23 protein-coding genes and 1 tRNA gene are annotated in these 24,774 nt (G+C 65.7%); 17 read left to right on the plus strand and 7 right to left on the minus strand.

The window, feature by feature from the left end; translation table 11 throughout:
- Window positions 1-116 precede the first annotated feature (116 nt).
- Together ACTAQI_RS05285 and ACTAQI_RS05290 are read left to right on the plus strand one after the other, a co-directional pair.
- Window positions 117-731 (plus strand): hypothetical protein, encoded by a 615-nt coding sequence (locus ACTAQI_RS05285; protein WP_457950039.1) that lies wholly within the window; start codon window positions 117-119, stop codon window positions 729-731.
- A gap of 123 nt (window positions 732-854) precedes the next feature.
- Window positions 855-1,127 carry a hypothetical protein gene (locus ACTAQI_RS05290; RefSeq protein ID WP_457950040.1) on the plus strand — a complete coding sequence of 91 codons (273 nt, stop codon included), beginning with the start codon at window positions 855-857 and terminating at the stop codon, window positions 1,125-1,127.
- An 89-nt stretch (window positions 1,128-1,216) separates the two neighbouring features.
- Here the strand turns inward: ACTAQI_RS05290 and ACTAQI_RS05295 are convergent, their stop codons facing one another.
- Window positions 1,217-1,924: an HAD family hydrolase gene (locus ACTAQI_RS05295; protein WP_457950041.1), complete on the minus strand. Its 708-nt coding sequence runs from the start codon at window positions 1,922-1,924 to the stop codon at window positions 1,217-1,219.
- A gap of 300 nt (window positions 1,925-2,224) precedes the next feature.
- On the opposite strand from ACTAQI_RS05295, the gene ACTAQI_RS05300 reads away from it, so the two are divergent.
- From ACTAQI_RS05300 to nrfD, 5 genes are all read left to right on the plus strand, one after another.
- Complete coding sequence (locus ACTAQI_RS05300) at window positions 2,225-3,055, plus strand: hypothetical protein (RefSeq protein WP_457950042.1); 831 nt, start codon at window positions 2,225-2,227, stop codon at window positions 3,053-3,055.
- A 61-nt stretch (window positions 3,056-3,116) separates the two neighbouring features.
- Window positions 3,117-3,362 carry a DUF1272 domain-containing protein gene (locus ACTAQI_RS05305; RefSeq protein ID WP_457950043.1) on the plus strand — a complete coding sequence of 82 codons (246 nt, stop codon included), beginning with the start codon at window positions 3,117-3,119 and terminating at the stop codon, window positions 3,360-3,362.
- A gap of 87 nt (window positions 3,363-3,449) precedes the next feature.
- Window positions 3,450-6,782, plus strand: a complete 3,333-nt coding sequence (gene fdh / locus ACTAQI_RS05310) for a formate dehydrogenase (protein WP_457950044.1) — start codon at window positions 3,450-3,452, stop codon at window positions 6,780-6,782.
- 98 nt (window positions 6,783-6,880) lie between these two features.
- Window positions 6,881-7,882, plus strand: a complete 1,002-nt coding sequence (locus tag ACTAQI_RS05315; protein WP_457950045.1) for a 4Fe-4S dicluster domain-containing protein — start codon at window positions 6,881-6,883, stop codon at window positions 7,880-7,882.
- The gene (nrfD, locus tag ACTAQI_RS05320) at window positions 7,879-8,970 is read left to right on the plus strand and encodes an NrfD/PsrC family molybdoenzyme membrane anchor subunit (RefSeq protein ID WP_457950046.1); all 1,092 of its coding nucleotides are present in this window, start codon (window positions 7,879-7,881) and stop codon (window positions 8,968-8,970) included. Before ACTAQI_RS05315 ends, nrfD begins: the two co-directional genes overlap by 4 nt.
- A 14-nt stretch (window positions 8,971-8,984) precedes the next feature.
- Here nrfD and selD read toward each other — a convergent pair whose 3' ends face one another.
- Entirely contained in the window at window positions 8,985-9,995 is a 1,011-nt protein-coding gene (selD, locus tag ACTAQI_RS05325) for a selenide, water dikinase SelD (protein ID WP_457950047.1), read from the minus strand.
- 59 nt (window positions 9,996-10,054) lie between these two features.
- Between selD and ACTAQI_RS05330 the strand changes: the two genes are divergently transcribed.
- The 4 genes from ACTAQI_RS05330 to ACTAQI_RS05345 all read left to right on the plus strand — a co-directional run bounded on the left by ACTAQI_RS05330 (window position 10,055) and on the right by ACTAQI_RS05345 (window position 14,078).
- A tRNA-Sec gene (locus ACTAQI_RS05330) sits at window positions 10,055-10,149 on the plus strand.
- 35 nt (window positions 10,150-10,184) lie between these two features.
- Window positions 10,185-11,516 carry an L-seryl-tRNA(Sec) selenium transferase gene (selA, locus tag ACTAQI_RS05335; RefSeq protein WP_457950048.1) on the plus strand — a complete coding sequence of 444 codons (1,332 nt, stop codon included), beginning with the start codon at window positions 10,185-10,187 and terminating at the stop codon, window positions 11,514-11,516.
- Between the two features lie 3 nt (window positions 11,517-11,519).
- Complete coding sequence (gene selB, locus ACTAQI_RS05340) at window positions 11,520-13,316, plus strand: selenocysteine-specific translation elongation factor (protein WP_457950049.1); 1,797 nt, start codon at window positions 11,520-11,522, stop codon at window positions 13,314-13,316.
- A 267-nt stretch (window positions 13,317-13,583) separates the two neighbouring features.
- Complete coding sequence (locus tag ACTAQI_RS05345) at window positions 13,584-14,078, plus strand: hypothetical protein (RefSeq protein ID WP_457950050.1); 495 nt, start codon at window positions 13,584-13,586, stop codon at window positions 14,076-14,078.
- 24 nt (window positions 14,079-14,102) lie between these two features.
- On the opposite strand, the gene ACTAQI_RS05350 is transcribed toward ACTAQI_RS05345, so the two are convergent.
- On the minus strand, window positions 14,103-14,609 hold the full coding sequence (locus ACTAQI_RS05350) for a nucleoside kinase (RefSeq protein ID WP_457950051.1): 507 nt from the start codon (window positions 14,607-14,609) through the stop codon (window positions 14,103-14,105).
- A gap of 118 nt (window positions 14,610-14,727) precedes the next feature.
- On the opposite strand from ACTAQI_RS05350, the gene ACTAQI_RS05355 reads away from it, so the two are divergent.
- Complete coding sequence (locus ACTAQI_RS05355; protein WP_457950052.1) at window positions 14,728-15,480, plus strand: lytic transglycosylase domain-containing protein; 753 nt, start codon at window positions 14,728-14,730, stop codon at window positions 15,478-15,480.
- 60 nt (window positions 15,481-15,540) lie between these two features.
- Here ACTAQI_RS05355 and ACTAQI_RS05360 read toward each other — a convergent pair whose 3' ends face one another.
- Window positions 15,541-16,707 carry a cytochrome P450 gene (locus ACTAQI_RS05360; RefSeq protein ID WP_457950053.1) on the minus strand — a complete coding sequence of 389 codons (1,167 nt, stop codon included), beginning with the start codon at window positions 16,705-16,707 and terminating at the stop codon, window positions 15,541-15,543.
- Between the two features lie 335 nt (window positions 16,708-17,042).
- Between ACTAQI_RS05360 and ACTAQI_RS05365 the strand changes: the two genes are divergently transcribed.
- Window positions 17,043-17,936 carry an SMP-30/gluconolactonase/LRE family protein gene (locus ACTAQI_RS05365; RefSeq protein ID WP_457950054.1) on the plus strand — a complete coding sequence of 298 codons (894 nt, stop codon included), beginning with the start codon at window positions 17,043-17,045 and terminating at the stop codon, window positions 17,934-17,936.
- 15 nt (window positions 17,937-17,951) lie between these two features.
- Window positions 17,952-18,983 (plus strand): aldo/keto reductase, encoded by a 1,032-nt coding sequence (locus ACTAQI_RS05370; RefSeq protein WP_457950055.1) that lies wholly within the window; start codon window positions 17,952-17,954, stop codon window positions 18,981-18,983.
- Window positions 18,984-19,012: 29 nt separating this feature from the next.
- On the opposite strand, the gene ACTAQI_RS05375 is transcribed toward ACTAQI_RS05370, so the two are convergent.
- Together ACTAQI_RS05375 and ACTAQI_RS05380 are read right to left on the minus strand one after the other, a co-directional pair.
- Window positions 19,013-19,255 (minus strand): hypothetical protein, encoded by a 243-nt coding sequence (locus ACTAQI_RS05375; protein WP_457950056.1) that lies wholly within the window; start codon window positions 19,253-19,255, stop codon window positions 19,013-19,015.
- 8 nt (window positions 19,256-19,263) lie between these two features.
- Window positions 19,264-20,697, minus strand: coding sequence for a flotillin family protein (locus ACTAQI_RS05380; protein WP_457950057.1), 1,434 nt, complete (start codon window positions 20,695-20,697; stop codon window positions 19,264-19,266).
- 424 nt (window positions 20,698-21,121) lie between these two features.
- Here ACTAQI_RS05380 and ACTAQI_RS05385 point away from each other — a divergent pair, with 424 nt between their 5' ends.
- Genes ACTAQI_RS05385 through ACTAQI_RS05395 form a run of 3 tightly spaced genes read left to right on the plus strand, consistent with a single transcriptional unit; the run spans window position 21,122 to window position 23,852 of the window.
- The gene (locus tag ACTAQI_RS05385; RefSeq protein WP_457950058.1) at window positions 21,122-22,396 is read left to right on the plus strand and encodes an MFS transporter; all 1,275 of its coding nucleotides are present in this window, start codon (window positions 21,122-21,124) and stop codon (window positions 22,394-22,396) included.
- A 5-nt stretch (window positions 22,397-22,401) separates the two neighbouring features.
- Window positions 22,402-23,058, plus strand: coding sequence for a flavin reductase family protein (locus ACTAQI_RS05390; RefSeq protein ID WP_457950059.1), 657 nt, complete (start codon window positions 22,402-22,404; stop codon window positions 23,056-23,058).
- Window positions 23,055-23,852, plus strand: a complete 798-nt coding sequence (locus ACTAQI_RS05395; protein WP_457950060.1) for an enoyl-CoA hydratase/isomerase family protein — start codon at window positions 23,055-23,057, stop codon at window positions 23,850-23,852. Before ACTAQI_RS05390 ends, ACTAQI_RS05395 begins: the two co-directional genes overlap by 4 nt.
- Window positions 23,853-23,897: 45 nt before the next feature.
- Here ACTAQI_RS05395 and ACTAQI_RS05400 read toward each other — a convergent pair whose 3' ends face one another.
- Window positions 23,898-24,761, minus strand: coding sequence for an SDR family NAD(P)-dependent oxidoreductase (locus ACTAQI_RS05400; RefSeq protein ID WP_457950061.1), 864 nt, complete (start codon window positions 24,759-24,761; stop codon window positions 23,898-23,900).
- Window positions 24,762-24,774 lie beyond the last annotated feature (13 nt).

The following is a 24,774-nucleotide window of genomic DNA, read 5'->3' on the forward strand; positions in this document are numbered from 1 at the left end:
TGTGGTCTCAAGACGGGGCTGGTCCGTACCGCTACCGATGCACTTCGGTGGCCAGCCCCTATGGGCCAGCCTTCGGTAGGCTGTCATCGACTGCTCGTCATCAATTGGGGGAATCAATGAAGCGCTTTGCCGCACTGCTCCTGGCCGTCCCGGTCCTGCTGACCGGTTGCGTCGCGCCCTACGGCGGTGCCACCCCAGCAACTACCAGCGCGCCTCCGGCCGGGGCGAAGATCTTTTCCAGGCTGGACGCTGCCGGCATCGAGCAGATCAAATCTTCCAAGTACGCGCTCCTGGATATGGAGACCGGGCGGCTGCCGAAAGAGAGCGTCGGATTGGAAGACGGCACAAGCCAGGCGCCGGACGTCCACACCGATGGACTTATGGAGGTCGTCATCGAGGCTCCGTACGGTGTCATTACCGCGCGATCGGATCGCCTGCGCCTGAACGGTATGAATACCGGTTCCGACTTCAGCGAGGTCACCTATTTCCTTACCGCCAATTCCCTGGAGGACCTCTCCAGGCTGGTCCGTGAAGGTGTGGGCCGGTACGGCATCCCCAGCGACTCAGCCGAGGGCTGGATTGAGTCCATCTCCGCAAGGCCTGATCAGAAGAGCGAATTCGCCATCACTCCGGGCACCGCGACCGGCCTACAGATCACCTACGATCTCCGTTACGACGGCTCGAAGGACGTCCAGGTCATCATTGTGCACGTCAATCCACTGCCAGCGTAAGACGGGCGGGGTGCCCTCAGTGATGCCCGTCTCCTTTGGGGTTGAGAGGGAATAGCAGGGCTCGTTTATGCCTTGTCACCAGTGAGGAGCCGACCGCTGGCTGCCTCGCTCGAAAGGACCCTCTTGCCCGTAGCCTTTATTCCGTTCACCATGCACGCCTCCGCCCGGCATAACCACCGCCGCACCTTCCGCACAGACATCGAACGCCTGACCGATGGACATCTCCGGTCAACCCCGCTGGACGTGCTGAGGTCAACGAATACCCAGGCCGTCTTCCGTGGAGCTGTCCCCAAGGGCCCGCACACCGCCACCGATGCGAGCCTTGCCCAGTACCTCCAGGACCGTCTCGCCAGTGAGAACATTCATCTGGATCTCAGCGTCAGCATCGAGCGGTAGGCAAGCCTGCGCAGCCTGGACCACCGGGGGTGTCCCAGCGGTCGTTGCAACACCAGAATTCTTGGCAGTTGCATCGGCCGTTCTTGTTGTTAACGGAGGAAAATTCCGTCGGCGTCCCATCTAGGCAGGTCGCTCAGGTCTGTGAGGGTCTGGATCACTCCCTGGCACTCAGTGGCGTCCCTGTCGAGGTGGACCGCCCGCAGCCCGGCAGTTCGGGCGCCTGTAATGTCGGTGTGGTAGTTGTCCCCGACATACAAGGTCTCGGCGGGAGATAAGCCCATGCTCATGCAGGGCACGAGGAAAGCCTCCGGTTCCGGCTTGGTGTGGCCCATGAGTTCGGAGCTGAAGACGCCGTCCAAAAGAGGCTCGAGCCCGATTCTTTTGATCTTCGATGTCTGCTGATCGTGGTTGCCATTGGTGACGACGGCGGCCGGGATGCCACTGGCGCGCAGGAGCTCCAACATCGGCGCGGCGTCCGGAAACGCAGTCCACGCTTGCTCGTAATTCTGGAGGTAGGCCGCGAACAGTTCGTCGAGCTGTGCATCCGTTCGAGGCGGAACCATTCCCGCCAAGGGCAGAAACTGGCGGAGCCGTTCGCGGCGCTGTTCCAGGAACGAGAGGTCCTTCGCCAGGAACCGGTCGTAGTTGAGTTGCTCGATCTCGAACCAGGAGCGGGCCAGGTCCGCGGAAGGTTCTGCTTGGAGATGGCGCAGAAAGCCGCCCAGCCCTGATTTAGCGGACGCCTCATGGTCGAACAACGTGTTGTCCAGATCAAAGAGGACAGCTTGAATCCGCACCTACCCACCGTATCGGTCTGTTCGCGTGCTGCCCACCTGCCCATCCGTAGGCTGTGACGCCGGGTGCGGCCCTGGCCACTGGACCGACCTATTGCACAAGAAGGGGCTCGACATTTCCGGTGTTGATCTCGTCTCCGAATTCTGCATGCTGCAGTGGCTGCAAACGCCATGAGGCAGGAAGTTCCCGGCTTCTGACGCCCGGACGGCATTGAAGATCTTGTTTGGCGTAGCGCGCGACACAGCTGCAGTCTCCCCGCTGGCCATGAGGAGTACGGGTCCTGGATGTGCCACTATCGGCTCATGCCCGCAACCACAGACCGTCCTGCCGCCGTTAGAGCCGTGGCGTTCATCCGGCCCTCACGATGGCTGCGCCGACCTGTGCGCCTTGTCCGCTACGACGCCTACTGGTCCGATGGCCACGTGGACTTCGACGTGAGCCTCTCGAAGATGATGTACCGGGGTTACCCGGCCGACTTCGCACCCATTAATGAGAGCGTGCACGCCCACTGCCCGGAGGTCGGCGCGGGCCAGTGGGTCAACGAGTACGGCAGTGTAGTTGACGGACCGGCCAGGCCTGGTCCGTCAACCACAGGCCGGGTCAAGGGGGCGCGGCGGAAGTATGGGGTCTCTGCGTACCAACCAAACCCGAAGGCAAGACTGGCGTGGCGTCTTGGCGGCGGTCTTGCCGGCATCGGCGCAGGAGTCCTTCTCATTGGCGGGCCGATCGGTGCCGGATTCGGCGGCTTTGTGGGGGCTGTGTGCTGCATCGCGGGCTTCTCATCGCTTGCTGGCTTGCTGCCGGGAAAATCCAGGTGGACGGTCGGCACGAGCGGCCGGGAAGGAACTGTTGAAGCTATCCGTGATGACATTATCGCCGCGATTGCGGCGCTCTGTACCGTTGCCCGGGCGGAGAATGACGAGCCGCGCCTAATGACCGCAGACTACCTTCAATCGCAGTTCACCGGCGTCACGGATGCGCGCACTCTTCGTGCGGCCGCAGCAGGTGCTCTTTCCCTGTACGGCGGAAACGGATCGTTCCCGGACGTCGGAACAGCCGAGTTGTATCGGGCAGTCAACAATCTGAGGACGGCGTTGCAGCGGGGCCGCACCGTATTCCCGCGGCGCAAGTAAGCGTATCCGGATATTTACCGGGGTGGGAAACTGTCCAGGAGCGCTGGGGTAGATTTGCCGAATGCTCGAGATACGCCCCAACTGCGAATGCTGCGACCGTGACCTTGCGCCCTCCGATGAGGCCTACATCTGCACATTCGAGTGCACTTGGTGCCCCGGCTGCGTTGAGCGCTTTCCAAATAGGTCCTGTCCTAATTGTGGAGGCGATCTTCAGTTGCGCCCCATCCGGCCTCCCGCGGCGCTGGCGAAAAATCCGCCAAGCACCGTCCGGGTCGTCTCGCCCAGCTGCAGCAAGCAGCCAGCCTGAACGTAGGCGCCCAGGGAGGCATCACCGGGGGAGACACGCCCAACCTTGTCCTGTTGCTCCCGCCGTGGTCTGGGATATGCTCCAGAAATGGCACCGCGAAGTTTTCTTCAATGGCCGGTCGTCCGTCAGCTGAGCACGGGCGACCTGCTGGGCCGCGGCCCAGCAGTTACGTCGGCCAAGACCAGGGCGATAGCCCCCCGGACGGCCACTGCCGACCGCGTTGTGCAGAGCGTGTGCCCGTACTGCGCCGTCGGATGCGGACAGCGGGTCTACGTCAAGGACGAGAAGGTAGTCCAGATCGAGGGTGATCCGGATTCACCTATTTCACGTGGCCGGCTCTGCCCCAAGGGCTCTGCCAGCGAGCAGCTGGTCAATTCTCCGGGCAGGCAGACGAAAGTTCTCTACCGTGCGCCGCGTTCCACCGAGTGGCAACACCTGGACCTTGCCACGGCCGTCGACATGGTGGCGGACCGGTTCATCGAGACACGCCGCAGGACGTGGCAGCAGGAAGATGAACAGGGCCGGCTGCTGCGCCGCACCATGGGTATCGCCTCGCTGGGCGGGGCAACCCTGGACAACGAAGAGAACTACCTGATCAAGAAGCTCTTCACGGCTGCAGGGGCGGTGCAGACCGAGAACCAGGCCCGCATATGACACTCCGCCACGGTTCCCAGTTTGGGAGCCTCGTTTGGACGCGGTGGTGCAACGCAATCACTGCAGGACATGGCCAACGCCGACTGCATTATCATTCAGGGCTCCAACATGGCCGAGTGCCATCCTGTGGGATATCAGTGGGTAGCGGAGGCTAAAGCCCGCGGAGCGAAGGTCATCCACATTGACCCCCGGTTCACGCGGACCTCGGCGGTCTCGGATAAGCACATTCCCATCCGTGCCGGCTCTGACGTGGTGCTCCTGGGTGCCCTCATCAACTACGTGATCTCCAACGAGCTCTGGTTCAAGGAGTACGTCAGCGCGTACACCAACGCTGCCACCCTGGTCCATGACGATTATCGCGACGCCGAGGACCTGGGCGGCCTGTTTTCCGGCTTCGACCCGGAGAAAGGCGCGTACGACACCTCCTCATGGGCATATGCGGAAAAGGGGGAGGGCGCCATTGACGAGCCCGGCCCCGGTTCGGAACATGGCGCCGACGCCACGGCCCGAGCCGCCGGGCACGCGTTCGGCAGCGGCGGACCACCCTTGGAGCATGCGGAAGTCCAGCGCGACGACTCTCTGCAGGACCCCCGGACTGTCTTCCAGATCGTGAAACGGCACTACGCCCGTTACACCGCGGAGATGGTGCAGGATATGTGCGGTATCAACGTCAAGGACTTCGAGTATCTGGCCCGGACCATCACCGAGAACTCGGGGCGCGACCGGACCACCTGTTTCGCATACGCCGTGGGTTGGACCCAGCACTCCCTGGGAACACAGTTCATCCGGGCCGCAGCCATCCTGCAGCTTCTGCTCGGGAACGTGGGGCGCCCTGGCAGCGGAATCATGGCCCTGCGGGGCCATGCCAGCATCCAGGGCTCCACAGACATCCCTACCCTGTTCAACCTGTTGCCTGGATACCTGCCGATGCCCAGTGCCGGCCGCCACGACAGCCTCAGTGAGTATCTGTCAGTGATCGGGTCCAAACAGCAAAAGGGTTATTGGGCGGACGCCGACGCCTACACCATCAGCCTGCTGAAGGCCTGGTGGGGCGACGCCGCGAACGCGGATAATGACTGGGCCTACGATTACCTGCCCAGGCTCACTGGAGCCCACGGTACGTACGAGACAGTGATGGGCATGCTCGAGGACGAGGTGGAAGGCTACTTCCTCCTCGGACAGAACCCCGCAGTGGGCTCCGCCCACGGCCGCATGCAGCGTCTGGGCATGTCGCATTTGAAGTGGCTTGTGGTGCGCGACTTGAACCTGATCGAGTCGGCCACCTGGTGGAAGGACGCTCCGGAGATCGAAACCGGGGAGCTGCGCACCGAGGACATTGAGACCGAGGTGTTCTTCCTACCGGCAGCCACCCATGTGGAGAAGGCGGGCTCGTTCACGCAGACCCAGCGGCTTCTGCAATGGCGGCACCAGGCGGTAGCACCGCCGGGGGAGTGCCAAAGCGAACTGCAGTTCTTCTTCGAGCTGGGCCAACGGATACGGGAGAAGCTGGCCGGGTCGGAAGACGAGCGGGACCGTCCGCTGCTGGACCTGACCTGGGACTACCCCACGGACGAGCACGGTGATCCGGACGCCGAGGCGGTCCTTGCCGAGATTAACGGCCGCCATCTTGATGGTCCCGACGCCGGCAAACCCCTCTCCGCATACACCGAACTCAGGGCTGACGGTTCCACGGCGGCAGGCTGCTGGATCTACACCGGCGTATACGCAGACGGCTTCAACCATGCCGCCAACCGCAAGCCGGGCCAGGAACAGGGGCCGGCAGCTTCGGAATGGGGCTGGGCATGGCCGGCGAACCGCCGCATCCTCTACAACCGCGCATCGGCCGACCCGGAAGGTAAACCGTGGAGCGAGCGGAAGAAGTACATCTGGTGGGACCAGGAGCAGGGCAAATGGGTCGGAGACGACGTGCCCGACTTCCCGGTTGACCGGGCGCCGGGAAGCCACCCCGACCCATCTGTCGGTGGTCCAGCCGCGCTCAGCGGAGATGATCCCTTCATCATGCAGGCTGACGGCAAGGGCTGGTTGTTTGCACCGAAAGGCCTGGTGGACGGACCCCTTCCCACCCACTACGAGCCTCAGGAATCACCGGTGGCAAACGCGTTGTACCCGCAACAGCAGAGTCCGGCTCGCCTGGTGTTCCCCCGCGCGGACAACCTCAGCGCGCCGAGCGCCGGTACCAGGGGCGCGGACGTCTACCCGTTCGTCTTCACCACGTACCGGCTCACTGAGCATCACACGGCCGGCGGGATGAGCCGTTGGCTCCCGTACCTGTCGGAGCTGCAGCCGGAGATGTTCTGTGAGGTCTCGCCTGAACTGGCTGCTGAGCGCGGACTTGAGCCCTATGGGTGGGCCACAATCATCTCGCCCCGCTCCGCCATTGAGGCGAAGGTGCTTGTCACGGATCGGATGAGGCCGCTGGCCGTTGGCGGGCACACCGTGCATCAGATCGGGCTGCCCTACCACTGGGGCGTCGGCAACAATGCCGTCGTCAGCGGTGACGCGGCCAACGATCTACTGGGCGTGACGCTGGATCCCAACGTCCAGATCCAGGAATCCAAGGTGGCCTCCTGCGACATCCGTCCGGGCCGCCGGCCGCGAGGGAAGGAACTGCTTGCCTTGGTTGCTGAGTACCAGGCGAGGGCCGGAGTGACCATCGAGACCGGTAACCGGGCCGTCACCGACCCCGCGGCGGAAGGCCTGGAACCCACGGGGGACAATGACCACGCAGATGGAGGCCCGGGATGATGAACGTCACCGCCGGCCCGGCCGAAGCACACAATGCCCGTCCCGGAACGCTGCCTGCCGGCAGCGGTCCGGGTAACGACCCGACGTTGGAGAACTAGATGGGCCAGCTGTCCGGACCGACCGACCCCACCGCCGATGCCCACTGGGAGCACAACCATCCGCGCAAGGGGTTCTTCACTGACACCTCGATCTGCATCGGCTGCAAGGCCTGCGAAGTCGCCTGCAAGGAGTGGAACCACAATCCGCAGGACGGAAACCTGGAACTGCTCGGGTCCTCCTACGACAACACCGGATCCCTGGGCGCCAGCACGTGGCGACATGTCGCATTCATCGAGCAGGGCCAGGAACGCATTGCCGAGGCGCGGGAATCAGGGCGGGCCCTGGTCAGCTTGGGCATGCCCCGCATCGGTCCGCCCGCCCCTGCAGGGGCGGATCTGGCGGGGGCGGATACGACGCCCCCTGATACGGCGGACTTCCGGTGGCTGATGTCCTCTGATGTCTGCAAGCACTGCACCCACGCCGGTTGCCTGGACGTCTGCCCCACTGGGGCGCTGTTCCGCACCGAATTCGGCACCGTGGTGGTCCAGGACGACGTCTGCAATGGCTGCGGAACCTGCGTGGCCGGGTGCCCCTTCGGTGTGATCGAGCGCCGCAGCAACGGCACCGTCAAGGTCGCCACCAGCAGGGAGGAACAGCATTCCAAGCACCCCGCCGTTCCGAATGAGGGCATCGCCCAGAAGTGCACACTGTGCTACGACCGGTTGGTGGCCGACGAAACGCCCGCGTGCGCCAAGGCATGCCCGACGACGTCCATCAAGTTCGGCGACCACGACGACATGGTGGAGACGGCCCGGGAACGGGTGGCCACTCTGCACGCCCAAGGCATGACGGAGGCGAGGCTGTACGGCGCGAATGAAAACGACGGCGTCGGCGGAACCGGCTCTGTCTTCCTGCTGCTCGATGAGCCCGAGGTGTACGGGCTCCCGCCGGACCCGCGGGTGCCCACAGCCGACCTGCCGCAGATGTACCGGCGGGCCGGCTTGGCCGTAGCGGGCATGGCCGCGGCAGCTGCACTGGCTTTCCTGGGAGGACGGTCGTGACCCTCTCAGAGTTCGACAGCTTCCGGCCAACGGAGTCTGCCCGCCGCCGCAGGCCGGACGGCAAGCGTGGCCCCCGCCGCCGCCGGGATAACGGTGACGGCTCCCGGGAAATGCCCATGGTGCCGGAGCCGGAATTCACCTCGTACTACGGCCGTTCCGTAGTGAAGCCGGCGCCTTGGGGCGATGACGTCGCCATCTACCTGTTCCTGGGCGGCGTGGCAGCCGGGTCGGCACTCCTCGGTCTCGGCGGGCAGCTGACCGGACGGCCAACGCTGCGCCGGAACGCACGGTTGGGCGCCCTGACAGCGGTGAGCGCCGGTGCTGTCGCTTTGGTGAAGGACCTGGGCAGGCCGGAACGTTTCCTGCATATGCTGCGGACCTTCAAGGTGACCTCGCCGATGAGCGTGGGCTCCTGGATCCTCAGTGCCTTCAGCGCTGGTGCGGGAGTCTCGGCAGTAGCGGAGATCGACCGGATGAGCGGAAGCAGGCTTCCGCTGGGTCCGTTGCGGAAGGTGCTTCAGGCTGTCGAAGGACCGGCCGGGTTTGAGGCTGCGGTATTCGCAGGGCCACTCGCGGCTTACACGGCAGTGCTGCTCGGCGACACCGCCACACCCACATGGAACGCCGCGCACGAGGAACTGCCTTTTGTCTTCGTGAGTTCGGCCTGCCTCGCTTCTGCCGGGCTCGCCATGGTCACAACACCGGTGCGCGAGACTGGTCCCGCCCGCAAACTCGCCGTGCTCGGCGTCCTGGGTGACGTGGCTGCCATGAAGGTGATGGAGCGCCGGATGGATCCGGTAGCAGCGGAACCGCTGCACCAGGGCAAGGCGGGCGCCATGCTGAAGTGGAGCGAGCGGTTGGCAGTGGCCGGTGGCTTGGGCACGCTGCTGGGAGGTCGCCATCGCGTGGTGGCCGCCGCGTCGGGACTGGCATTGCTGGCCGCCTCGGCCCTGACCCGGTTCGGTGTGTTTGAGGCTGGCCTCGCCTCTGCCAGGGATCCGCGGTACACCATCGAACCGCAAAAGAACCGGCTGGCTGCCCGCCGTGCGGCCGGCGTCACCGGCGACGCGATCACTACCGGCAGCTGATCGATCCGCGGCGGTTAGCGGATCTCGATGCCCTGGCCGGTGGTGGTGTGGCCAATCACCGGGTACCCCGGGAGCTCGCCGACCACCAGAAGGCCGCCCGAGGTTTGGGCATCGGCCAGCAGCAGCAGATCGTCTTCGGTAACGCCGGGAGCGGTGCTAACGTGCGGCCGCACCCAGTCGAGGTTGCGCCGGGTCCCGCCGGAGACAAAGCCATCCCGCAGTGCCGCCAGCGCCCCGTCGATCAGTGGTACCGCTGATCGATCGATCACCGCGCCCACCCGGGAGGCGCGGACCATCTTGTAAAGGTGTCCCAGCAGGCCAAAGCCCGTCACGTCGGTCGCCGCCCGGACGCCTGCTGCCACGGCGGCCTCGGCCGCATCACGGTTTAGTCCCGCCATCGTTTCCACTGCTTCAGCGAATACCTCACCGGTCTGCTTGTGCCGGTTGTTGAGAAGTCCGACGCCGAGCGGCTTGGTGAGCGTGATGGGCAGCCCGGGCCGGGCGGCGTCGTTGCGCAGCAAACGGTCGGGATGGGCGACGCCGGTGACGGCCATGCCGTACTTGGGCTCCGGATCATCGATGGAGTGTCCGCCAAGCACGGGGCACCCCGCCTCTGACGCCACGCTCAGCCCGCCGCGAAGGACTTCCGTCATTAGTTCCATCGGCAGGACACCGCGGGGCCACCCAACAAGGTTGATGGCCGTGACCGGACGGCCGCCCATGGCGTAAATGTCAGAAAGTGCGTTGGCTGCGGCAATGCGGCCCCAGTCAAATGCATCGTTGACGACGGGAGTGAAGAAGTCCGCGGTGGTAAGGACCGCAAGATCGTCACGCACCAGGACCGCAGCTGCGTCGTCGCCGCTGTCAAGACCAACCAGCACTTCCGCGCCTGGTTGGCCGATGAGGCCGCGGACCGCATCTTCGAGCTCGCCTGGCGGAATTTTGCAGGCACAGCCCCCGCCGTGGGCGTAGTCGGTGAGCCGGAGTGCGCCGGCGGCGCCATCATCGAGTTGCTGGACTGACATCTGGGCCTCATTCACCCGCCTAGCGTACCCCTCAAGCCAACCCTGCTATATTGAGGCGCGGTGGCGTCCGGGTCCTGGTGGGCCCCCCGGTCTTCAAAACCGGTGAGGCTGAGCATCTCGGCCTGGCGGGTTCGATTCCCGTCCGCCACCGCCAACTACCGGCATGAAAGCCGCGAAAAGAGGAGGGCTGTGGACCAGGTCGATCCCCGGCGCCTGATTCCCCGCACGAATGACCTGCTGGCACTGCCGGGCGTCCGCGAGGCCCGGACCCGGCTGAACGAGCGCGTCATCCGTGAACTGGTCCGGCAAGCCCAGGAGCAGGCACGGCGCGGTGAGCTCCCTCCCAGCCAGGTTGAAGCCGCCCTGCTCGCCGCCGTGGCTGCGCGCACGGCAATCACCCTGCGCCCGGTGCTGAACGCAACCGGCGTCATCGTCCATACCAACCTTGGCCGCGCCCCACTTTCTGAAGGCGCGGTGGAGGCCCTTGTCGCGGCCAGCGGCTACGTTGACGTGGAGCTGGACCTGGTAGACGGCACCCGTTCCAGTCGAGGCGCCGGCGCCCGGGCTGCGTTGCTCGCCGCCTGTCCCGCCGCCGAGGACGCGCTGGTGGTCAACAACGGAGCCGCAGCGCTGGTGCTGGCAACCACGGCCCTGGCCGCCGGCCGGGAGGTGGTGGTTAGCCGCGGGGAACTGGTCGAGATCGGCGCGGGCTTCCGGCTGACCGACTTGATGGAGTCAACGGGCGCCACGCTTCGCGAGGTGGGCACCACCAACCGGACGCACCTGCATGACTATGCCGGCGCCCTGGGACCTGAGACGGGTTGCGTACTCAAAGTGCATCCGAGCAACTTCCGGGTTGACGGATTCACGTCCGCCGTCCCGCTGGACGAGCTGGGCCCGCTGACTGCGGCCCACGGGGTACCCCTCGTGGCTGACCTGGGCAGCGGGCTGTTGGCACCCGACCCGTTCCTGCCGGATGAGCCGGATATCGCCTCCGCCCTGGTGGGCGGGGCCGACGTCGTCATCGCCAGCGGTGACAAACTGCTGGGCGGCCCCCAGGCGGGCTTGCTGCTGGGCCGCAAGGAGATCATCACCCGGTTGGCCCGCCACCCGCTCGCCCGTGCAGTCCGGGCCGACAAACTCGCCCTCGCTGCCCTGGAGGCGACTGTTGCGGGCGGACCTCCACCGGTTGTCCAAGCTCTGCATGCCGACGTCGGACAACTGCGGCGCCGCACAGACAAGCTCGCCCAAGCCCTCGGTGTACCTGTCGTGGCCCATGATGGCCGGGTGGGCGGCGGCGGCGCCCCCGGCGTTCCTTTGCCGGGATGGGCGCTACGGCTCCCGGAGGGACTCGCGGTCCACTTGCGCACCGGTGACCCGGCCGTGCTGCCGCGCGTCCACGACGGCTCCTGCCTCATCGATCTGCGCTGCGTTCCCCCCGTGGATGACGACCGGATTCTCGACGCGGTCCGGCAGGCTCTGGCAGCTCTCAAGCTTGCGGATGCAGGCAGGACGGGCTGAGCGGTGCACGTCATTGCCACAGCCGGGCACGTCGACTCCGGTAAAAGCACCTTGGTCCGCGCCCTCACCGGCATGGAGCCGGACCGTTGGGAGGAAGAACGGCGCCGCGGGCTGACCATTGACCTGGGCTATGCGTGGACCACGTTGCCGGCCGGACAGGACGTCGCGTTCGTGGACGTACCGGGCCACGAACGGTTCCTCGGGAACATGCTTGCAGGAATCGGACCGGCGCCGGTGGTCTGCTTCGTCGTAGCCGCCGACGAAGGCTGGCAGGCGCAGTCAAGCGACCACCGGGACGCCGTCGCTGCGCTTGGGATCGAACACGGTGTCGTGGTGCTAAGCCGCGCGGACCGCGCCTCCGGGCATCGGATTGCAGAGGTCCTCTCGCGGGCCCGCACGGAGCTGGCCGGGACCGGTCTGCAGGATGCGCCTGCAATAGCCGTGTCGGCCATCGACGGGAGCGGGCTGGATGAGTTGCGTGCCGCGCTCGACGACGTCCTGGCCCAGGTGCCTGCTCCCACCACAACCGGACGGGTCCGGTTGTGGGTGGACCGCTCGTTCACGATCACCGGTTCCGGAACGGTGGTGACCGGAACACTGGCAGCAGGAACACTCGCCCAGGGCGACCGGCTGGAACTGCTCGGCCACGTCGGTTCCCGGCCGGTCGTGGTCCGGGGCCTGCAAAGCCGTGACACTACGTACGCTTCGGTGGGGCCGGTCAGCCGGGTGGCGTTGAACCTGCGTGACGTTGCCGCTACGGATATCCGGCGCGGAGACGCGCTGGTTACTCCGGACGCATGGCCCACCACGGGAGTCGTCGGCATCCAGCGCACCACCGGAGCGGCCTACACGGAGCTGCCTGAGCAACTTATGGTGCACGTTGGCACGGCGTCGGTACCGGCCCGGTTGCGTCCCTTCGGGGCTGACCACGCCCGGCTCGTCCTCGACAGGCACCTGCCACTCGTTCTCGGGGACCGGTTGGTGCTGCGCCACCCGGGAAGCCGCTCGGTGCTGGGCGGCGCGCGCATCCTCGATGCCGACCCGCCGGCCTTGCGGCGGCGCGGCGACGGCGCCCACTGGGCGGAGCGCCTTGCAGGCATGGACCCCACCGGGGACGTGCTGGGAGAGGTGGCCGCCCGCGGAGCAGTACAGGTACATCATCTGCGCAGGCTTGGACTGCTGTCCGGGCATGGCGTGGACGCCCCGCCGGGCGTCCGGGTTTTCGGTGATTGGTGGGTGCATGTCCCTGTCCTCGAGGCATGGCAGCATCGGCTGCGCGCTGCAGTCCAGGCGCTGCAGGAACGGGATCCGTTGGCCCCAGGCCTTTCCATGGGCGCGGCGCGGGACCTGCTCAAGCTGCCCGACGAGAAGCTCCTTTCCCATGTCATCCACGGGGCTGCCTTGGAACAGGACAGCGGACACGTTCGGCTGCCCGGCAGCCAGGACAACCTTGGCCCCATCGAACCGGCCATTGCCACGTTGGAGCGCCGCCTCAAAGCGGACGCGTTCCATGCCCCGGAATCCGATGAGTTGGCTGCCCTGGGCCTGGGCGCCCGGGAGCTCGCGGCCGCCGAACGGACGGGTCGTGTGCTGCGGCTGCGTGACGGGGTGGTGCTGCTGCCGACGGCGCCGGCCCTTGCGATGCGCACCCTCGCGCGCCTGGACCAGCCCTTCACCACCAGCCAGGCGCGCCAGGCACTCGACACAACACGCCGCATCGCCGTTCCGTTGCTGGAATATCTCGATTCGCGTGGCTGGACCCAGCGCCTGGATGCCGGCCACCGCACCGTGGTGCGTTGACCCTGGGGTGCCGGTCACAGGGTCCCCCAGCTCGACTTTCGCCGATGATGCCGCACATGGTGGGACCGCCCACGCTGTCCGAGGGCGCGCACTTGCATCATGGTGGTGGGTAACGGCGCAACGTTCGGTCGAAGTCGCGCTGGCGCAGGTCCCCCTGATCCAGATTAAACGCCAGAACCTCGCAGGTTGACGGATCGGTCCAAAGGCCCTGTCCCGGCGGTTCTGCCGGCCCTAGTCTGTCTTCACGACCACTCAAAGGAGACACCAATGCGCACCGCAGAACCCCTGACTGAGTCCGAACAGCTTCACCGTCTTTCCGAGAACCTTCTGAGTCATTTGGCCAGGGGCAGGGAATGGGCAACCCCCGGGGTCCAAGTGACCCTCCAGAGAGCAGTGGCCGGGCTGGATGCCGGCATTGAAACCGCCTCCCCTCGGCTCCAGGTGCTGTTGCGCCGGCTGGCGGACGACCTTGCCGGCGGAGTGGAAACCTTCACACCCCGGGTACAGGAACAGCTCAGGCGCGTCGGACCCAAGGCCTCGGCCCGGCGCGGCAGGAAAACCATTCCCGTCCAGGTTCGGCGGCCGGCATCCAGGATCCGGTGGTGGATCGCCGGAATAGTGGCACTGGCAGCCGGGGCAGCGGTGTGGCGCTCCGTGAAGGCGTCCAAACAGGAACCCGCGCCATCAGCAAACCCACAGGAACAGGAAGCCAGCCGCAAGGATCCCAACGTCGACCCAGACCTCACCACGGGCAGAATGTAGAAGAAGCGCGTGCTGGATGCGGACCTATTTCCTCCCACAACGACGAAGGATTTCGTCCACGACGCGCGGGAGCGAAACCGTGGCGTCGATCGTGATGCCACCGGACGGAATTTCTTCCCGGGTCCGGTACAGTCGTTCGATCAGCTTCCGTTCCGCTGGTCGGCCTCCCCATTCGTCCGTCGGGCGCCCGTCAAGCCGTCGGTGCAATGTCTCGAGGTCCACTTCGAGGACGAATACACCGTCAAACAGGTCAATGAACTTGGCGAGATTCCTCGACCCGCCGCAGAAGAACGTCACAGCCTCCCGCTGGTCTGCGATCAGGGCTTTCACGTCGTCGACCCGCCAAATGTGGTGGTTGTGTACGGAGACCCCGGTGATGCCGGCCAGTGGTTCACCGGTTTCCGGGTCGCCTTGATAGGCCAGCTCGCGGTCTCCGTTGATGGCGTGATAGCCGCGCCGCCGCAACTCGTGACAGACCGAGGTCTTGCCCGTGCCGGAGCCGCCTTCGATCAGGTAGTTCTTCCTGCCCATGCCTGATGGTACCGGCACGGTGCGACAGGGAATGCGGAACAAACCTGCTCTCCGACGCTCCGAGCCGGTTGTAGCCGGCTGGTCAACCGGTGGCTGGGCTTGGTGGTTTGATTAGTCAGTGCTCCGTGTAAGACGTTTTGTGGTTTTGAGCTTGTTCGTGGTTTGCGTCAGCACCGCGTTCTCGTTCTGGTTCATCCGGCAGCCCGGCGCAGAGGCGCGGGTGGCCTTTTCCGCGCCACCTCGAGCGGGGGCGGTTTTCGAAACCCGGCCCACCGGTATCGACACCGCCGTAAACATCACGCGGAGCCCGGACGCCCAGTGGGTGCTGGGGGCTGCCGCGCAGACCGGTATCCCGGCCCGGGCGCTGCGGGCCTACGTTGCTGCCGCCGCCACGGCCAACGATTCCACTCCTATGTGTGGGATCGGCTGGAATACGCTGGCTGCGGTCGGCTTCGTCGAATCAGCCCACGGCAGCTTCGGTGGCGGCAGCCTGGGCGCCGACGGGCAGGCCAGCGGGCCCATTGTTGGCCCAAGCCTCAACGGCGATGGATTCGCTGCCATCGAGGACACGGACGCCGGAGCCTTGGATGACGATGCCAGCTGGGACCACGCCGTCGGACCGATGCAGTTCATTCCCTCCACCTGGCGGCTTGCAGGAAGGGATGGGAACGGGGACGGAACAGCGGACCCGTCCAACATCGACGACGCCGCCCTCAGCGCGGCCACGTACTTGTGCTCCCACGGCCGTAACCTCACAACCGCGCAGGGGTGGACGGACGCCATCCACTCCTACAACCAGTCCGACGCCTACATTCGACAGGTGCGGGCCCAGGCCACAGCGTATGCCCAGCAGACGGGAAGCGCCGAATAACCCCCGGACACTGGGCACGGGCAATGCTATAGCTCTGCTGAACGCTGCGGGTCGTCCCGGTCAGGCCGGCTGCCACGTGACGGGAAGCGCCTTCAGCCCGTAGACGATGCTGCTCTCCATCCGTTCCAGTTCCACTCCAGGAGCCACGGAAAGACCTGGTAGACGGGACAGCAGCGCCTCCAGCGCAATCCTGGCCTCCAGCCGGGCCAGGGGCGCGCCAAGGCAGAAATGGATTCCGTGGCCGAATGCCAGATGCCGGTTGGGGTTGCGGTGGACGTCGAACTCGGCCGGCCGCTGGAACTGCTGCTCGTCGCGGTTGGCGGAGCCGATCCAGGCCACAATTGGTGCTCCCGCCGGAATGCGCTTGTCGCCCAGGGTTGTCTCCGCAACCGTCACCCGGTACATGGACTGGACCGGCGACCGAAAGCGCAGCACCTCTTCGAGGGCTTGGGGAATCAGCGCGTGCTCGTTCAGGAGAAGCTCAAGGGTGTGGGGTGACTCGGCCAGGCACAGGACGGCGTTGCCGATCAGATTAGTGGTGGTCTCGTTGCCGGCAACCAGCAGCAGACTGCAGAAGCCGAGCAGTTCAGGCACCGTCAGTTTTTGGCCGTCAATCTCGTGGGAAAGCAGGCTGCTGATCAGGTCACTGCCGGGCCGGCTCCTGCGTTGGTCGATCAGGGCCAGAAAATACTCGATCATCTCTGACGTGGTGGAGTCCTGCTGAGCGCTGGCCGCAACGGTCCGCGTTTGGCTGACAATAACATCCGACCAGTGTTTGAAGCGCTCGCGGTCCTCGGCGGGGATGCCCATGAGCTCCGAGATCACTATCACTGGCAACGGGTACGCCAAGTCCCTGATCAGGTCTGCGCTTCCGCGGGCCGCGATGCCCTCCAGAAGCTCGTCCGTAAGTCCGGCGATCCGTGGAGCCAGCGCATCAACGGCTTTCGGTGTGAACGCCTGCGTGACCAGGGAGCGCAGCTGCCTGTGCCTTGGGGGATCGGTGGTAATCAGGCTTGCAGCGAACAATTGGCCGGAACCGGAGGGATTATCACCGCCCATGCGCGACGAGAACGTTGCATGCTCGGACAGCACCCGCTGAACGTCGTCGTACCGGAATACGTGCCAGCTGCCCGATTGTTCGTCCTGCAGGACCGGGGCCGCCGCCCGCATCCGTTCATAGTGGGGAAAAGGATCGAGCGGATATTCAGCAGGCGTTGTGACGTCCATGGTGGCCTCTCTGCCTCCCTGGCGTTCGCCGGGCACGACGCTCACCAGGGCCTCAAATGACTGAGCGTGGAACCTCGATCCTAGCCAAAGCCTGCGCGTGGGTCATCACCCGCGCCGTCGCAGTTTGGTTTCCCTCAACGCCCGGCTGGCCGGAGGGGACCAGCCGGGAAAGCAGGTTCGCCATTCGAATGGTAAAAGGCTGAAGTTTTCAAGCGCGGCAAACGAAAGTCTCCTGGTGCTTGGGATTAGGGTGTTGCCTGGGCCTGCCGCCGCCGGCAGGTCCCGCAGGCCGGGCCGACAAGAACGGCGGCACCAGGGAACGCAAAGGAGCTCCAATGGCTGACGGACTGACGAGTGGCGTGCTCGAGTGCCTTTTCACGGGCTCGGTGTGGGCCGAGGGGCCGCTGTGGGTACCGTCGTCCCGGACCGTGCGGTGGAGCGATATCCCGAACGACCGCATCCTCGAGTTCAACCCTGCCACCGGGACCACCCGGGAATATGCGGCCGGTGTCGAATTCACCAACGGCCGGACCCTCGACGCCGACGGCAGCGTAGTGCAGTGCAGCCACGGCCGGCGTCGGGTGGAGCGCGACCGCGACGGCACCGTAACCGGCCTGGTTGACTCTTTCCAGGGCCGCCGGCTGAATTCACCCAATGACGTGGTGGTGGCCCGCGACTCCAGCATCTGGTTCACGGACCCGCCCTACGGAATCCTCCCCGGCACGAAAGAGGGCCACGAGGGGGAGCAGGAATATGGGGGCTGCAACGTGTTCCGCTTCGAACCGGCCTCCGGAACGCTCACCGCGGTCATCACCGACCTGGTACACCCCAACGGACTGGCCTTCTCACCTGACGAATCTGTCCTCTACGTCGCGGACACGGCCGGTCACGCCTACGGCGTCCCACTGCGGATCGCCACCTACGGCGTGCGCGAGGGCCAGTGCAGCCCCCGGACAGGCACGCTCGAATTGGAAGACGGCCACGCGGCGGACGGACTCCGGGTGGACGTCGAAGGCAGGATCTGGACCTCTGCCGGCCCCTCCGTCCGGATCTACTCGCCGTCCTTCGAACTCCTGGACACCATCGCAGTGCCCCAGACCGTGTCCAACCTGTGCTTCGGCGGCCCCGACGGCCAGGACCTCTACCTCACTGCAACCACCAGCCTCTACCGGATCCGCACCACCACCACGGACGCGGCCGCCCGCCACTTTCCGCCCAACCGCAACTGATCGCGAGGACACATCATGCAGTACAGAACCCTGGGCCACAGCGGCACCGTCGTCACCAGCTACGCGCTGGGCACCATGACATTCGGCGCAGAGGCCACCGAGGAAACCTCCCATGCCATCCTGGACGGCTACTTCGAAGCCGGCGGCAACTTCATCGATACCGCCGACGTCTACAGTTCGGGGGTCTCGGAAGAAATCATCGGCCGCTGGCTGGCCGGGCGTCCCGGCCTGAAGGACAAAGCGGTGATCGCCACCAAGGGGCGCTTTCCCATGGGGACGGCACCGAACGACGTCGGAACATCCCGCCGGCACTTGACCCGCGCCCTGGACGATTCCCTCCGCCGCCTGGGCGTGGACCAGATCGATCTCTACCAGATGCATGCGTGGGACCCCATCACCCCCGTGGAGGAGACGCTCCGCTTCCTGGACGACGCCGTGAGCCGCGGCAAAATCGCCTACTACGGCTTCTCCAACTTCCTGGGCTGGCAACTCACCAAGGCCGTGCATGTTGCCCGCAGCCAGGGATGGAACCTGCCCGTCAGCCTGCAGCCCCAATACAGCCTCTTGGTCAGGGACATCGAATTCGAGATCGTGCCCGCAGCGCTCGACGCGGGGATCGGCCTGCTGCCGTGGTCGCCCCTGGGCGGCGGCTGGTTGTCCGGCAAGTACAAGCGCGACCAGCGCCCTTCCGGTGCAACCCGCCTGGGGGAGAACCCCGAACGCGGCATGGAGGCCTGGAAGGCACGCAACGACAACCCGCGCACATGGAATGTTATCGACGCCGTGGAAGACATTGCTGCCGCCCATGGTGTAAGCCCTTCCCAGGTGGCCCTGGCCTGGCTGGCGGACCGGCCCGCGGTGACGTCGGTAATCCTGGGGGCCAGGACCACCGAACAGCTCGCCGACAACCTCGCCGCCGCTGAACTCCAACTCACCGCCGAAGAAGTTAACCGCCTCACCCAGGCCAGCCAGCCGGAGGCAGGGGTTTACCCCTACGGGCCCATGGCCCAGGAGCAGCGCAGCCGCAAAATGGAGGGCGGGCGGTAGCTCCACCGTCAAAGGGGCAGCGCGTGGCTCTATTCCCAGTGCTTCAACACGTCCGGCAGTTCGTCCACATACACCGTTTGCGGCGGGTCGAAGTAAATCACCAGCACTTCAGCACCCACCGGGAAATCACTGGTTTTGTCGAACGGATGGGCGTGGAACGCCATGATGCCGCCAAGGTAGGGGATCATCACTTCGCCGATGGTGCCCGGGCCGATACGCCCGGTCACCCGGCCGATCTTTCCGGTCAGGCTCCGGTCAACGTCCTTGTGCACCGGCAGCCCTATGCACCGGGTGCCTTGGGCGGACGCTTGGTGTCCTCGCCTTTCCGGAGCGCGGAGGCGAGGGCAGGCAGGTAGTCGCCCGCCTGTGCCAGGATGCCGCCCAGCATCTTGTTGACGCCCTCGCCGCCATTGAGGACTGTCATGTTGCCTACGTGGGAGAAAGGCTCGGCCGCGGCGGCGATGATGGCGGGCATGTTCTCGGCAAGCTGCTGGGATATGACGGCATCCTGGTTGGTACCCAGCGCTTCGGCCCGGGCTTTGATGCCGTCCGCCTCGGCCAGTGCCTTTGCCTTGATGGCCGATGCCGCAGCGTCGCCTTTGGCCCGGGTCGCCGCGGCTTCGGCTTCGCCGGTGACCTTGGTTGCTCCGGCTGCGGCGGCAGCTGCGGTGGCATTCGCCTGGGCCTGCAGTTCCGTGCGCCGCGCGTTGGCCTGGGCCTCGAGCTCGGTTCGGCGCGCCAATGCCTCGGCGGCACTGATGTCCGCCGCCTTCTGGCCTTCAGCATCCGTGCGTTTGGCGTATGCCTTGGCGTCGGCTGGTTTGCGGATGCTCGTCTGCAGCTTCTGCTCTTCCCGGTCCGCCTCAAGCTTGGCAACTTCGGTTTCCTGGACCACCACCTGCTGCCGGGCCGTGGCCTCGGCCAGCGGGCCGGCCTGGGCCGCATTGGCCCTGGCGCGCTCGGCATTGGCCTGCGCCACCGACTGCCGGATTGCCGAAACGCTTTGCGCGTCCGCGATCAGGGCCGCCGCTTCCGCCTCCTTCTCCGCCGCTTCACGGTTACGGGTGGCCTCGGCGATCCGGGCCTCCATCTTCACCTGGGCGATATGGGGCTTTGCGATGTTCTGGATGTACCCCGTAGGGTCCTGCAGGTCCTTGATCTGCAGCGAGTCCACCACCAGGCCCAGCTTCTCCATCTCCACCCCGCTGGCGCTGCGGACCTGCGACCCGAGCTTGTCCCGCTCCCGGATGATCTCCTCCACAGTCATGCTGCCGATAATGGAGCGCAGGTGGCCTTCAAAGACGTTGTATACCTGGCTCTGCATTTTGGGTTGCTGGCCCAGGAAGCGGCGGGCCGCGTTGGCAATAAAAGGCGGGGCGTCGCCAATCTTGTAAATGACAACCCCCTCCACGATCACCTGAATACCCTGCGAGGTAACGCAGGAAACTTTGAGTTCGGTTTCATTCAATGTCAGTGACAACGGCCGCACCGTCTGGAGGCCGGGCAGGACCAGGGCGCCCTTGCCGGTGACAATTTTGAAATCCATTCCGGCCCTGGTTTCAAGGGTTCCGCGGGTCAATCCGGAAATGATCAGCGCCTCGTTGGGTTCAGCCACCTTCCACATTAGCTTTGTGGCTACCCAGATAAAGCCAATGGCAACAAGCACGCCCAAAATAATGGCGATAAGCGGGAAGAACGGTGCAAAGTCCGGCATAACCAGGTCCTTTCAATGCCGAAAACAGCATCACGGTAGAGCCCCAATAAATGCAGCCGTCCATTTACCCGACCAATGAAAATGCCGTCAATTCCCGTGCACCTGGCCAACTGTTGTAGCCAGTCTGGTTGGGCCCCGCCCAAGAGTCCATAGCCGGGCCAATATTTGCCTGCGGCAACGGAAAAAGGCGTACGACGGCGGCGCTTGGCGTCCGTCGCCGGCGGCCGGCCGGGGAAACCGTTGACATGGGCAACTACGGCTCGCACGATGGGAAGGAGAGCCGCAATGCGGGTCCAGCGCCTGGCTTGATTACCCCTTTCTATTGTTTTTCGAAGCCAAGCCGGGCGTTCTACTGCATCTGACCAATGGAGTGATGATGAGTATTCAAGGAGTGACCCGGGAGCAGGCCGTAAGGCGTGCCACCGTGGCGAGTGTGGTTGGTACCACCATCGAGTGGTACGACTTCTTCCTCTACGGGACTGCCGCTGCCCTGGTGTTTCCCCAATTGTTCTTCCCGGGCCAGGTTGCCTTCGCCGGCGTGCTGGCGGCATTCGGCACGCAGTTCGTGGGCTTTGTGGCAAGGCCAATCGGCGCGGCCATCTTCGGCCATTTCGGTGACCGCATCGGCCGAAAGACAACGCTCATGGCCACGCTGTTCCTGATGGCATTCGGGACGGTGCTGATCGGCTGCCTCCCCACATATCAGAGCATCGGCGTGGCCGCGCCGGTCCTGCTGGTGATTCTCCGGATCATCCAGGGCATCGGCGTGGGCGGTGAGTGGGGCGGTTCGGTCCTGCTGAGCATGGAATGGGGCGACCAGAACCGCCGCGGCCTGTCCGCTTCCTGGCCTCAGATCGGGGTCCCGCTGGGGCTGGTCCTGTCCACCGGCGTCGTCAGGATCACGACGGCTGCCACTGGTACTGATGGATTTGCCGCCTACGGTTGGCGGATCCCGTTCATCCTGAGCATCATTCTGATTGGTGTCGGCCTGTTCGTCCGGCTGCGCGTCATCGAAAGTCCGGAATTCGATGCCGTCCGGAAGTCCAACAAGGTGGTGAGTGCCCCGATCATCGAGGTGATCCGGCGCCAGCCCAAGGAGATCCTCCTTTCCGCGTTGGTCCGCACCTCGGAACAGGCCCCGTTCTACCTGTTCATCACCTTCGTCATTACGTACGCCACCAAGCAGCTGAAGCTGGACAGCAACTCAATCCTCGATGACACACTGATCGCGGCCGCACTGGGGCTGATCAGTGTTCCCCTGTTCGGGCGCCTTTCAGACCGTTTTGGCCGGCGCCGCGTGTACGGAACCGGCATAGTACTCACCGCCCTGTTCGCTTTCCCCTACTTTGGGCTGCTGAACACGCGCGATGCGCTGTGGGTTGGTGTGGCCGTGGTGGTCAGCCTCATCCTGCACGACATCCAGTACGGCCCGCAGGCCGCCCTGATCGCCGAGAGCTTTGACACCGATATCCGTTACACGGGCGCCGGTCTGGGCTACCAACTGGCGAGCGTCATTGCCGGTGGTCCTGCACCCCTCATCGCGGCTGCTTTGCTGGCCACCTATGGCAACTCGACGTCGATCTCGCTCTACATCATCCTCTGCTGCGTCATCGCAATGGCTGCCCTGATCCTCCTTCCCAGGGCCAGGGGCGCGCTGGCCAAGGACGCCGCTGCCGCTGCAACACCAAGAAACCTGTAGGGCGGATGCGGACGGACTTCGACCCTGAACAGCTGGGGCCGCGGGACTTCTACAGATTCCTCACCTCGGTGGTGGTTCCGCGCCCCATCGCCTGGGTGTCGAGCACGTCCCCGGCAGGGGTGGACAATCTTGCACCGCACTCGTTTTTCACGGTCGCCTCGGTGGACCCTCCGATTATCCAGTTCACTTCCGTGGGCGAAAAGGATTCGCTGCGGAACATCGAGGCGACGGGGGAGTTCGTGGTGAACCTCGCGCCGGCCGCGCTGATCGAGGAGGTCAACGCCACCGGGACCAATTTCACTCCCGACGTGAGTGAATTCGACGCCGCCGGCCTGACCCGCGAGCCCAGTGCCGTCGTCCGGCCACCCAGGGTCAAGGAGTCTCCGGCTGTCCTGGAGTGCTCGCTCCACCAGACCCTGCGGGTGGGTGACTGCGTCCTGGTCTTCGGCCTGGTGGTGCACGGATCAGTCTCTTCCGGGGTGCTCAGCGGCAACCACCCAGAGGTGGCCCGGCTTGATCCCCTGTCAAGGCTTGGCGGGGACGAATGGGGCAGCCTTGGCCCCATCCACCACCTGCCGCGGATCCGCGCATCGCAGTGGCCAGGGTCCTTCAAACCGCGGGCCGCATCCGAAGGGACGCGCGATACCCCTGAAGAGCAATGACATCGGATGCCCGCAACGGGCGGAAAAGCTGGGAGCGCATGGCCGCAGTGGGGGTTGAAAAGGCGGGTTCCGTGGTCACGCTTTCCTTTGGGAGCGGGCAACGGCTCAACGCACTCGGGCTGGCCGACTGGCAGGAGCTGGGGCACGCCGTCAACCGGCTGGCAGCCATGCCGTCCCTGCGCGCGGTCATTGTGCGGGGCCGGGGCGGAGTGTTCTGTTCCGGCGCGGACGTCCGCGAATGGGAGGGCGCGGCGGACACGGAGGTCACCCGCACATTCGAAGTGATCGAAGCCGCGCTGCAGGCGCTCGAGGACCTGCCCGTTCCCACCCTGGCTGTCGTCGAGCGGGTTGCCGCCGGCGCAGGCTGCCAGCTGGCCCTGGCCTGCGACCTGCAGCTGATCACCCCCTCAGCCCGCATCGGGATGCCGGTGGCACGCCTTGGACTACTGGTTCCGGCCACCTTCGCCAGCCGGATGGCACTGCGCGTAGGCCCCTCCCGCAGCAAGGACCTCCTCTACGGGGGCCGTATGCTGGATGCCCGCCAGGCCTGGGAAATGGGGCTGGTCACCACCCTCGCCCCGGACGACAACGCAGACGGGGCACTCGACGCGATCCTCGACGTCTGGAATGGAGTGTCGGCGGCATCCCTGAGGGCATCGAAGGCGGCGGTCAACGACGGCTTGCGCCAGCTGACGGACGCCGGCCGCCGGGCACCGTGGGGCCCGGCAGTGGACCCCGGTGAATTCCGGGGCCGGCTCAAAGGCTTCCTCCACCGTCATCGGGGCACGCCATAACAGGCATCCGTCAACGACACTCCGGAACGCGTGGCGCGGTCCGGACTAGGCCTGGTCCGGCGCTTCCAGGACCGTGATGTCCAGTGGCATCCGGTTGGCCCGGCGCAGGCGGCCGCCCAGCACATTGCGCAGCCCGCGCGTCACCAGCCTCCGCCGGGTCAGGAACCGGAATTCCGCGGCGTCTGAGGCTACCAGGTCCACAATGGGCCGTGCCGCCTCGAGTGGGGCCTGCCCCCACAGCCCGACGACCACCTGCAGGCCCCCGAGGCGCTGCTGGTACCCCGCCTGGGACGTTACCCGCCGCAGGAGTTCCGTCTCCACCAGACCGGGGTTCATCCCGTGCACCCGGACGCCGGTGCCTTTGGTTTCCAGCCGCAGCGTCTCCGTGAACTGGCGGACCCAGCGCTTGCTTGACGCGTAGGCGTTCTGCAGCGCTACCGGGCCGCGGTCGCCCTGGCCGTAGAGGTTGACCAGGTCGCCATGGCCTTGTCCGAGGAACACCGGCAACGCCACCCTGGAGCCGTGGAAGGTGCCGAGGATGTTGGTTCGCACCACGCGGGTGAAGTCTTCGACGGGTGTCGAGGCCGTGGGCCCGAAGACCCCCGACGTGCCGGCGTTGTTGACCCAGATATCCAGCGTCCCCCGGTCCAGGGCCTCGTCCCGGAGCGCCTCCACGTCACTCAGCTCGGCTGTGTCGCAGCGCCTCCCGAACGCCGCGATCCCTTCAGCGCGCAGACGCTCCACGGCGGCAGCAACGGCGTCGTCCGACCTGGCGGCCAGCACCACCGCTGCGCCGTGCAGGCCCAGCGCGCGGGCCATGGCAAAACCCAGCCCGCGCGATGAGCCGGTCACTACTGCCACGCGGCCCCGAAGGACATCGTGGGCGACGGCCGTCCGTTGGATATGCATGCCCCCGTCCTAC

The organism is Pseudarthrobacter sp. alpha12b (genome assembly GCF_054130495.1).

Coding starts and splice junctions, on each gene's coding strand:
- ACTAQI_RS05360 (WP_457950053.1), bottom strand. CDS start 16,707: ATGGACGTCACAACGCCTGCTGAATATCCGCTCGATCCTTTTCCCCAC.
- ACTAQI_RS05390 (WP_457950059.1), top strand. CDS start 22,402: ATGCGGACGGACTTCGACCCTGAACAGCTGGGGCCGCGGGACTTCTAC.
- ACTAQI_RS05345 (WP_457950050.1), top strand. CDS start 13,584: ATGCGCACCGCAGAACCCCTGACTGAGTCCGAACAGCTTCACCGTCTT.
- ACTAQI_RS05395 (WP_457950060.1), top strand. CDS start 23,055: ATGACATCGGATGCCCGCAACGGGCGGAAAAGCTGGGAGCGCATGGCC.
- ACTAQI_RS05315 (WP_457950045.1), top strand. CDS start 6,881: ATGGGCCAGCTGTCCGGACCGACCGACCCCACCGCCGATGCCCACTGG.
- selD (WP_457950047.1), bottom strand. CDS start 9,995: ATGTCAGTCCAGCAACTCGATGATGGCGCCGCCGGCGCACTCCGGCTC.
- ACTAQI_RS05285 (WP_457950039.1), top strand. CDS start 117: ATGAAGCGCTTTGCCGCACTGCTCCTGGCCGTCCCGGTCCTGCTGACC.
- ACTAQI_RS05305 (WP_457950043.1), top strand. CDS start 3,117: ATGCTCGAGATACGCCCCAACTGCGAATGCTGCGACCGTGACCTTGCG.
- ACTAQI_RS05365 (WP_457950054.1), top strand. CDS start 17,043: ATGGCTGACGGACTGACGAGTGGCGTGCTCGAGTGCCTTTTCACGGGC.
- ACTAQI_RS05400 (WP_457950061.1), bottom strand. CDS start 24,761: ATGCATATCCAACGGACGGCCGTCGCCCACGATGTCCTTCGGGGCCGC.
- ACTAQI_RS05300 (WP_457950042.1), top strand. CDS start 2,225: ATGCCCGCAACCACAGACCGTCCTGCCGCCGTTAGAGCCGTGGCGTTC.
- ACTAQI_RS05350 (WP_457950051.1), bottom strand. CDS start 14,609: ATGGGCAGGAAGAACTACCTGATCGAAGGCGGCTCCGGCACGGGCAAG.
- ACTAQI_RS05370 (WP_457950055.1), top strand. CDS start 17,952: ATGCAGTACAGAACCCTGGGCCACAGCGGCACCGTCGTCACCAGCTAC.
- ACTAQI_RS05380 (WP_457950057.1), bottom strand. CDS start 20,697: ATGCCGGACTTTGCACCGTTCTTCCCGCTTATCGCCATTATTTTGGGC.